This is a genomic window from Sunxiuqinia dokdonensis (genome assembly GCF_001270965.1).
In the GTDB taxonomy this organism is placed as follows: domain Bacteria; phylum Bacteroidota; class Bacteroidia; order Bacteroidales; family Prolixibacteraceae; genus Sunxiuqinia; species Sunxiuqinia dokdonensis.
The window spans coordinates 1-8,850 of sequence record NZ_LGIA01000010.1 but is presented as its reverse complement, the minus strand read 5'-3'; the positions used below and the strand labels follow the sequence as shown (position 1 = coordinate 8,850).

Sequence of the window (8,850 nt, the reverse complement as noted above, 5' to 3'; positions counted from 1 at the left end):
AATCAGGCAAAAGGTAACCCCTGATCGGATTTTATTTTTGTAGTTGATTTGAAATCGGCTGGATTTAAGGCTAGATATTATCTTCCAGAATCTTTTTGTACTCAATGTCCTGCTTGATGCTTTTTACCAGATATTCTTTGCATTTGTACTTGCGTTTTTTCGCGTATTTTTCACTTTGATAGCCCATCACCTGTGCAATTTGTTTCAAAGGAACTTTGTCGAAAAAGAGTTGAAGAATTTTTTGGCAGTCCTTGCCTAAATTTTTGAAATGCTTTTGATAGAGTTTGTACTTTTCGTTCAGGTCTGCAGTTTCTTCAAAACTCCGATCGTAAATCTCTTCATTAAACTCGTGGTTGTCCTGAATTTTTTCTTTTTCGTTTTTCCTTTTCTCAAGTTGCTTCAGCCAAAGGAAACGGCAGACTGAATAAATGTAGGTTTCGAATTCGCAATCGAGAACCAGGTCGTTGGCTTTGAGTTTTCGGTATATAATAATAATCGCTTCCTGAAAGATGTCGTTTGAATCTTCATCATCCCCGCTATTCTTTTTTATGAAGAAATTAATCTTATAAAAGTAATTCTTGTAAATATACTGGAGAATTAAATTGTCGTTTCTAAGAATTCCGTGAAGAAGTTCTTCGTTCGTGTAGTTAATCATTGTCTCTATTTAATTCTTAAAAATTACCAGCCTCTATCATCTTTGATCGCAGAAAATTTATCTAGACCTCTCGAAACATTCATTTACGTGCTAAATATGTCTATAAATTGTTGAAAATGCAAATGAACCTTTTACTTGGACTGACTGCAAAGTTAACTGCCTGCAATAACAAAGTGTGTTGATTTGATGGTAAAAATACAAAATTAGCTGACGCTATAAGCTGAGCTGATTTAAAATAGTTTGAACCGAAGTAAAATTTGTGATGGGTAGCGGTGCTTTAAGGTGGTTTTTGATGAATCAAATCGAAGCAGGGAATTATTGAGCGTGGTTTCCTTCGTTCTTGATTTGTCAAACCTTTGGGGTGATTTCGTATGGAATCTGCTCGGATCAGAGGAGGTGAAAAATAAAAAGGTAGACCCTCTGGCCTACCTTTTCTCACTAAACTAACTAACCTAACTAAACCTAAACTTATGAAAAAAAACGTACTACAAAGATATGCTTTAAAACATTAACTCGAGTTAAAAATCTGTTAATTGTTGTTAAATGTTTGTTTTTTTCTTATAACGGGAAGCTATTGAGCCACGAATGTATAGGAAATCGTTCCTTTTTGTTGCGCCGGAGCCGATTCGTCAGCATTGAAAACGGTTCGTTGAGCTGCTTGCCGGGCGTAGATTTCCAGCATGGGATCTTTCAACGCGGTGCTGTTCCTAACGTCGGCTTGGATGACTCTGCCCCGGCGATTGACAACGATGTCAACAACGACCAAACCGCCGCCTTGAGCAAGATAAACTGGAATTGGCAATCGCAGGTGATATCGATTTTCAAGAAAATAGTGGATGTTGCTTTCTCCCGAATAGATTGTGTTTTTTATTGAGTCCGGATCCATTCCTTCGGTGGTCTCTTCCGGCATGGCAAATTCTTCCAGGTCTTTCACTTCTTTTGAAAGTTGATTATTTACGTCAGAAACCAATTTTTGAGCTTCGGCAATTTCCCTTTGGTACTCCTCGTCAAAAAACGGGTCTTTTACAGGCGCATCATTGACGGCCTGGTTGCTTCTTGAGGTGGTTTGCTCCAGTTCGTTTTGGTTGGAAGGCGTATTTTCTTCTTCCTGCTCTTCCAAAGTTTCTTCCAGTTCCGGAGTTTCAATGTCCTCCGGATCGGTGAAATCAAGAATGATCGGTTCTTCCTTCACTTCACCTTTCAGGTTCATTTCGGCAAGCATGAAACTACCAACCAGCAAAATGTGGAATATCAGCGTTCCGATAATTCCGTATATATTTTGTTTGTATAGCTCGTTTATCTTTGACATGCCCGGCAAAGTTAATAACAAATAGGCCGTAAATGGCTTTCGATTTTGAAATTTGGCAGCAATTCAGTTTGCTAAGTTAACCTTGATTTAAGTTTCCCTTTTTATGAATATTGTCAGCTAAGCCTTTGATGCTGTGATTATGGGCTTTTTGCATTTTCTTTCAATTTTAAATTTTTCCTGAAGTTTTTTTCAAAACTCCAATTCTTAGCTTGGCTACTGCCCACCGTGTGACAGGGATCTATTCGACTTCGTGCTTTTGGAATCTTCCAGCTAAATATCGTTCAAGCTTATCTTTCATCCCGACAGATTGTTATTTTTGTAACGCATGAAATTGAAAACAAATATACGATGCTTGCTTTTGGGCTTACTTTTGATTGTGCTTATTCCACAGTTTAGCGCGGGACAGGCAATTCAGATGGATACCAATAAATTGCAATTGGCCAATCAATATTATCGCGACAGGGATTTTGAAAAGGCAGCGATGCTTTACCGGGAAATCTATGAGACCTCGGGAAGCGATCCTTACTTTAACTTGTATTTGAATTGTTTGTTGGAACTGAAAGATTTTACGCAGGCTGAAGCGGAGATCCGCGAGCAGTTGAAAAAGCGCAAAAACGACGCTTACCTGTATGTGCAGTGGGGCTTTTTGCTCTCGCAGCAAGGCCGCGACGAAGAAGCCGCGGAGAAATACGAGGGAGCTTTGCAGGTTGTTCCGAACAATAGAAATGATTACATCAGGTTGGCCAGCGCTTTTTTGGGGCGTCAGCAATACGAGTTTACCCGCCGGGTGTATCAATTGGGAAGCGAGAAGTTGCCAAGTGAGTCGTTTCATTACGAGTTGGCGAGGGTGTACCTGTATCAGCGTGACTATGAGCAAATGTTTCAGGCCTATCTGGACTTGCTGGAGATGGATGAAAACAATCTGGGGCGGGTTCAAAGCAGCATGCTCACGGCTTTCCGCATGGACGTGGACAATTCCTTGCGCGATGAATTCCGAACTTCCTTGCTTCGGCGTATTCAGCAAGATCCGGATGTGATTGCGTATAACCACCTGCTGATCTGGTTGTTCATTCAGGAAAAGCGCTTTTCGCAAGCTTTGCGACAGGCCATTGCCTTGGATAAACGCATTGGGGCCGGCGATGCCAATATTGCCAGCCTCGCGCGAATTGCCGCGGGAAACGACGGGGTGGAAGAGGCCATCAAAGCGTATGATTATCTGATTGAAAAAGGCCCGAGCGGAGAATTTTTTTCCGAAGCTCATCAGGGCAAAATGAAGATGTATTATCATCGGTTTATTCATTTTCCTGAGCAAAATATTGCTGAAGAAACGATACGATCACAATTTGAAGCGACTTTTCAGGTGGTTGGTTTTCATGCTGAAACCACTTCGCTGGTAATTGATTTTGCCCATTTTATGGCATTCTTTCAACATGAAATTGATTCGGCAATGGCCTTGTTGAAAACTCACATGGCCGTGAATGGCATCAATGCTTTACAACGCGATCAGTTAAAAAATGAGCTGGCCGACATTCAGGTGTTAAAAGATGATTTGTGGGAAGCGGTTTTGTTGTATTCGCAAATTATTGATGCCAACAAGAATAATCCGTTGGGCGATGAAGTGAAACTTAAAAAAGCAAAGTTGGGTTATTATATGGGAAACCTCAGCTGGGCACAGGCACAATTGGATGTGCTGAAGGCCAGCACCTCGAAGCTGATTGCCAACGACGCGCTGGAACTATCGATTTTTATCAGCAGCAATACTGCCCTCGATACCACCGAAGTGCCCATGCAACTGTTTGCCAAATCCGATTTATACCAGTTTCGCCAGCAGGATTCGTTGGCATGGGCCGTGCTCGACTCGATTGAAGCACAATACAGTTACCACAGCTTGCTTGATGATATTTATTTTCGCAAAGCGAAGACTTTGATCCAACGTGGCGAATATCAGCAGGCGGCTGGTTTTCTGGAGAAAATAAGAAATGGCTATGCATACGATTTACTGGCCGACGATGCCTTGTTTTTACTGGCGGAACTGTATGAGCAAAAGTTGAATCGGGTAGCAGATGCCGGCGAATTGTATAAACAAATGCTGACCCTATACCCGGGAAGCATTTATGTGGAAGAAGCACGCGAACGCTATCGCCAGCTGCGTGGTGATATGCCGGTCGACAAAGAAACCTTGTTCTTCAACGAACCCGAAATCAACTAAATGAAGAATCAACAAAAAGCTATTTTGTGGGCTTTACTGGCCGTCATTTTTTGGTCTACCGTGGCATCAGCTTTTAAAATTGCCTTACAGGTTTTAAGCCCTTTTCAGCTCGTCTTTGTGGCTTCCATTGCTTCTTTTGTGGCCTTTTTTATTTTGATATTGGTCCAAGGCGAACTCAAACTTTTGCTCACAATAAATCGGCGTGCTTTGCTGCTGTCGGCCGGGCAGGGGCTGTTCAATCCATTCCTGTATTATTTGGTCTTGTTTAAAGCCTACGATTTGAATCCGGCACAGGTCACGCAGTCGCTCAACATGGTTTGGCCCATCGTGTTGGCTGTGTTGTCGGCGCCAATTCTGGGACATAAACTTGGTTTGCGCAATCTTTGGGGAATATTGCTGAGTTTTGTGGGTGTGGTGTTTATCGCGTCGCAAGGAAGTGTTGCGGGCTTCTATAAAACCAATTTGCCCGGTGCACTGCTGGCCCTGTCGAGCAGCGTGATCTGGTCGGCGTACTGGCTTTTTAGCGTGCAGGAAAAGCGCGATAAACTGGTGGTCTTTTTTTGGAATTTTTCCTTCGGAATTTTCTACCTGATTTTATACGGCTTACTGGCTCCCGGCGAGAGCTTTCAGGTAGAGCCAGGTCCCCATTTTTTTGTTGCTGTTTACGTGGGTCTGTTCGAGATGGGAATTACTTTTGTGGTGTGGATGAAAGCCTTGCAATACAGCGAGAACAATGCTGTTACGGGCAATTTTATTTTTCTGTCGCCGTTTTTATCTTTGATCTTCATTCATTTTATTTTGCATGAAACCATTCATCTGACGACCTTTTTTGGTCTGGCCTTCATAATTTTTGGCATCTTTGTTCAGCAGCTCAGAATCAGGCGATGGCGAACCCGTTAGCCGGCAGAAGGAGCGAAGCTTTTCTGAAAAATACGATATAAAACGATGAAAATGGACAATATAAAAAACGGCAGGCTGTTAAGCCTTTTTCTCGCGGGCATGTTGTTGCTTGCGATTTCATGTTCTGAGGAAGAAGTAATTCCTGAGATTGAATTGGAAGAGCCGGTTGAAAACAGCAGAACCTACATTTACGATATTTTCAAGGATTGGTATTTTTGGTTGGATCAGGTGCCCGAGCTTGATCCGAACAACTACAGCACCAACGAAAGTTTGGTTGAAGCTTTGATGTACGACGAACTGGATCGCTGGAGTTTTGTAACCAGCCTGGATGCGTATCGGGCGCTGTTTGAACAAGCACAAACCAAAGGGTTTGGGGTAGGCATGGCCGTAACCCCCGACCAAAGACTCATGGTTCGGTTCACCTACAAGCAGTCGCCGATGGGGCTGGCCGGAGTGGATCGTGGATGGGAATTCATCAGGATTAATGATGTGCCCCTTGAAAATATCCCGGATTTAGGAGCTGCTTTTGATACTGACACGGAAGTGAAGTTCACTTTTGTGACCACTGATAACGATACGGTCTCCCATTCAATGACCCGCACCGACTACCAGATGAACACCGTGTTGCACTGGAACGTCCTGGATGTCGGAACAAAAAAAGTAGGCTATTTGGTATTCGAGAGCTTTCTGGAGCCATCACTGCAGGAACTGAAGGATGTTTTTACGGATTTTCAGGCTGAGGAGATTGACGAGCTCGTTGTCGATTTACGATACAATGGCGGTGGCAACCTGGGGATCGCCTTTTTGCTGGAGGAACTGGTTGGTGGCAGCGACATCGAAGGTGAGTTGCTGGGACGCATTATTTACAACAAAAAACACACCGACGACAATGTCAATTTCGGCACCCAAGGCAATGAGTTGTCTGTTGATGTGGACCGCCTTTTTTTTATCACCACCGGGGCATCGGCTTCGGCCAGCGAAATGGTGATCAATGGCATGTTTCCTTATAAGGAGGTTGTTACCATTGGGTCAACAACTGCGGGAAAACCTGTTGGAATGAGCGTTTTCGAATCTGAAGAATACAACATGGCTTTGGCTCCGGTCACTTTTAAATTGCTCAACGCGAGTGGCCAGGGTGATTACTTCAATGGAATTCCGGCCGATTATGATGTGGTGGACGATGTGTTCCGGGGGTGGGGCAATCCGGACGAAGCTTGTTTAAAAACTGCTCTCGATATCATCCGTGGCAACGATGTGATTGCCTTAAAATCAATCAAACTTCAACCACAAGGGTTACCGCTGAAACGTGGCTTGCAGGAAATTACAGGAGCTTATTAATGGGAATTACATCGAAACGAATTTTAGGAATTGACCCGGGGACAGTGGTGATGGGCTATGCCCTGATCGAAGTTGTGGATAACAATCCGAAAATTTTGCACACGGGCGTGGTGAAAACTGGTAAGCTGAAAGATCACTATCTCAAGTTGAAGCAGATTTTCATTCGAACCCAGCATTTAATGAACGAGTATTTGCCCGATGAACTGGCTATTGAATCACCTTTCTATGGAAAGGATATCCAGGCCATGCTGAAACTTGGACGAGCCCAGGGAATTGTTATGGGCATTGCCCTGGAGAAAGACATTCCGGTATTCGAATATGCTCCACTGCGGGTCAAACAAGCCATTACCGGCATGGGGCGGGCTTCCAAGGAACAGGTGGCTTTCTTTTTACGAAACATGTTTAAGGACGATGAGCTGCCCAAAGAGCTCGATGCCACCGACGCACTTGCGGTAGCGGTTTGTCATTACCTGCAACTAAAAAGTCCGCTCAAAGGTAAGTCATACAAAGGCTGGGGCGATTTTGTCAAAAAGAATCCTGGTCGGGTGAAGTGAGTGCTGGGTCCTTAATGTTTGCAACCGCAGGGAGTCCCAATTTTTTCGGCAATGTTCAAAAAAAAAGCCATCCTGAAAAACAGAATGGCCAGCACTATCTTTTAATTGATTCTCTTAATCAATTTCTGCAGCAATTTTTTTACGTAAGGCTTCAAATTCGTCCTCACTCAATTTTACTTTGTCTGAAAAATGAAGCAAGTCCTTTTCTGATTGCATGGGCACCAGATGGATGTGGGCATGGGGCACTTCAAGGCCTAAAACCATCACACCTACTTTTTGACAAGGAACAGCTTTTTTCAAACCCACGGCTACCTTTTTGGCAAATTGGTGCAATCCCGCATAAGTTTCATCATCTAGGTCAAACAGGTAGTCCACTTCTTTTTTGGGAATGACCAGTGTGTGTCCTTTAGCCGTTGGAAAAATATCCAGAAAGGCTAAATAGTTTTCATCCTCAGCCACTTTGTAGGCTGGAATATCTCCTGAAATGATTTTTGTAAACAGGCTTGCCATAGCTTAAAGCGAAATGTCGATAATTTCAAAAGAAATCATACCTGACGGTACCTGAATTTCTACCGAATCGCCCACCTTTTTGCCAAGTAATCCTTGGGCAATTGGTGTTTCAATTGAGATCTTGCCTGACTTCAAATCTGCTTCATGCTCCGATACAATGGTATATTGCATGGTGGCATTATTCTTTTTGTTCTTGATGGTTACCTTGTTCAGAATTTGCACCGATGAAGTGTCAATTTTTGACTCATCAATGATACGCGCATTGGCAATTTTGCCACGGAGCTGAGCTATTTTTGCTTCAAGCATACCCTGGGCGTCTTTGGCTGCATCGTATTCGGCATTTTCCGAAATATCACCTTTTTCAATGGCTTCCCCAATTTGTTTTGAAATTGCAGGGCGCTCCACATTCATCAGGCGTTCCAGTTCTTTCTTTAATTTGTTCAATCCCTCCTGGGTAATAAAGGTCACTTTTCCCATTATTTTCACTTTTTTGATGTGACTACATAAAAGAAAAAAGAATTCCGAACGAGTGGAACTCTTTAGCTTCACAAAGCTATATAAAATATTTGGTATTTGCGAGTGCTAAACTTCTAAAAAGCCTATAAAATATTGTTTATGAAATTGTTCTAGTATTTTCTTTCCAGAATCTCAGCATAAATGACGGCTTTTCGTAATGAAAAATCGCTTAAAATTGAGGCTCGGTCTGATTGATCCACCGTTTCGGTTTGGGTGAGTGACGACGCAATTTTGTTCTTGTCAATGGCATCGCCAATTTCAGTTTTTTTAACCAGTGTCGAACGGAGAGGTTGTCGCTGCAGGTGTGGCGCAGGTATTTTTTTCTCAGGAACGATTGGCGGTCTTTTTACCACGATTGGTTCACGCACCGGCTGAGGTTTGGGTTCCTCCCTGAACATTGGATCATCGAAAATTTCATCGAAAAAAGAAGATCCGTGTTCCGGCTCCGGTTCGTCATCCGTCATTTGCTCCATTCTTTTCTTTTTGTTCTGATTAATCGCTCCAAAAATGGATAGCACAATCGCGATAAGAATAAAGATATAATCTTCCATTTTATTTTAATTTTGTTGCGTCTCAGGCAAAATAACCTGGCTGTTTCGTGGTTTAAAGAGTTATAAAGATATAAAAAATGAATGGCATAAAATGGTTCTCCCGGAGGTTTAGTTTTTTATTCTTGTTCTTGTTTGCAATAGGCCTGGCTTGCGACGATGACTTCGACTCATCCATTCCTTATGTTGATGTCAATTTTTATATCAATTTGGTTAATCATAACGGTTTAAACACGGTAGGTTATCCCGAATATTTTAATGGCGGGTATGGCGGGATTGCTGTGATCAACAATGGCGTGTCATTTTATGCC

At 42.8% G+C, this 8,850-nt stretch carries 10 protein-coding genes; 5 read left to right on the top strand and 5 right to left on the bottom strand.

Translation table 11 applies throughout. The features are described 5' to 3' along the window. Nucleotides 1-70: 70 nt before the first annotated feature. Nucleotides 71-655, bottom strand: a complete 585-nt coding sequence (locus tag NC99_RS00905) for an RNA polymerase sigma factor (protein ID WP_053178905.1) — start codon at nucleotides 653-655, stop codon at nucleotides 71-73. Nucleotides 656-1,226: 571 nt separating this feature from the next. After that, nucleotides 1,227-1,964 carry a TonB family protein gene (locus NC99_RS00900; RefSeq protein WP_053178903.1) on the bottom strand — a complete coding sequence of 246 codons (738 nt, stop codon included), beginning with the start codon at nucleotides 1,962-1,964 and terminating at the stop codon, nucleotides 1,227-1,229. A 325-nt stretch (nucleotides 1,965-2,289) separates the two neighbouring features. Between NC99_RS00900 and NC99_RS00895 the strand changes: the two genes are divergently transcribed. The 4 genes from NC99_RS00895 to ruvC are packed head-to-tail and all read left to right on the top strand — an operon-like array spanning nucleotide 2,290 to nucleotide 6,965. After that, entirely contained in the window at nucleotides 2,290-4,173 is a 1,884-nt protein-coding gene (locus NC99_RS00895) for a tetratricopeptide repeat protein (protein ID WP_053178901.1), read from the top strand. Then, the gene (locus NC99_RS00890) at nucleotides 4,174-5,073 is read left to right on the top strand and encodes a DMT family transporter (RefSeq protein WP_053178899.1); all 900 of its coding nucleotides are present in this window, start codon (nucleotides 4,174-4,176) and stop codon (nucleotides 5,071-5,073) included. Nucleotides 5,074-5,124: 51 nt separating this feature from the next. Continuing rightward, nucleotides 5,125-6,411 (top strand): S41 family peptidase, encoded by a 1,287-nt coding sequence (locus tag NC99_RS00885; protein WP_162231115.1) that lies wholly within the window; start codon nucleotides 5,125-5,127, stop codon nucleotides 6,409-6,411. After that, the gene (gene ruvC, locus NC99_RS00880; protein WP_053178895.1) at nucleotides 6,411-6,965 is read left to right on the top strand and encodes a crossover junction endodeoxyribonuclease RuvC; all 555 of its coding nucleotides are present in this window, start codon (nucleotides 6,411-6,413) and stop codon (nucleotides 6,963-6,965) included. The genes NC99_RS00885 and ruvC overlap by 1 nt, the downstream gene beginning before the upstream one ends. Nucleotides 6,966-7,079: 114 nt before the next feature. On the opposite strand, the gene NC99_RS00875 is transcribed toward ruvC, so the two are convergent. From NC99_RS00875 to NC99_RS00865, 3 genes are all read right to left on the bottom strand, one after another. Then, nucleotides 7,080-7,475: an HIT family protein gene (locus NC99_RS00875; protein ID WP_053178892.1), complete on the bottom strand. Its 396-nt coding sequence runs from the start codon at nucleotides 7,473-7,475 to the stop codon at nucleotides 7,080-7,082. Nucleotides 7,476-7,478: 3 nt separating this feature from the next. Then, nucleotides 7,479-7,952: a transcription elongation factor GreA gene (gene greA / locus NC99_RS00870; RefSeq protein WP_053178890.1), complete on the bottom strand. Its 474-nt coding sequence runs from the start codon at nucleotides 7,950-7,952 to the stop codon at nucleotides 7,479-7,481. A 149-nt stretch (nucleotides 7,953-8,101) separates the two neighbouring features. Further along, nucleotides 8,102-8,542: a hypothetical protein gene (locus NC99_RS00865; RefSeq protein WP_053178888.1), complete on the bottom strand. Its 441-nt coding sequence runs from the start codon at nucleotides 8,540-8,542 to the stop codon at nucleotides 8,102-8,104. A gap of 77 nt (nucleotides 8,543-8,619) precedes the next feature. On the opposite strand from NC99_RS00865, the gene NC99_RS00860 reads away from it, so the two are divergent. Beyond that, nucleotides 8,620-8,850 (top strand): hypothetical protein (locus NC99_RS00860; RefSeq protein WP_157624330.1); only part of this gene is annotated, 231 nt, incomplete at its 3' end.

Coding starts and splice junctions, on each gene's coding strand:
- NC99_RS00865 (WP_053178888.1), bottom strand. CDS start 8,542: ATGGAAGATTATATCTTTATTCTTATCGCGATTGTGCTATCCATTTTT.
- ruvC (WP_053178895.1), top strand. CDS start 6,411: ATGGGAATTACATCGAAACGAATTTTAGGAATTGACCCGGGGACAGTG.
- NC99_RS00900 (WP_053178903.1), bottom strand. CDS start 1,964: ATGTCAAAGATAAACGAGCTATACAAACAAAATATATACGGAATTATC.
- NC99_RS00905 (WP_053178905.1), bottom strand. CDS start 655: ATGATTAACTACACGAACGAAGAACTTCTTCACGGAATTCTTAGAAAC.
- greA (WP_053178890.1), bottom strand. CDS start 7,952: ATGGGAAAAGTGACCTTTATTACCCAGGAGGGATTGAACAAATTAAAG.
- NC99_RS00875 (WP_053178892.1), bottom strand. CDS start 7,475: ATGGCAAGCCTGTTTACAAAAATCATTTCAGGAGATATTCCAGCCTAC.
- NC99_RS00890 (WP_053178899.1), top strand. CDS start 4,174: ATGAAGAATCAACAAAAAGCTATTTTGTGGGCTTTACTGGCCGTCATT.
- NC99_RS00895 (WP_053178901.1), top strand. CDS start 2,290: ATGAAATTGAAAACAAATATACGATGCTTGCTTTTGGGCTTACTTTTG.
- NC99_RS00885 (WP_162231115.1), top strand. CDS start 5,125: ATGGACAATATAAAAAACGGCAGGCTGTTAAGCCTTTTTCTCGCGGGC.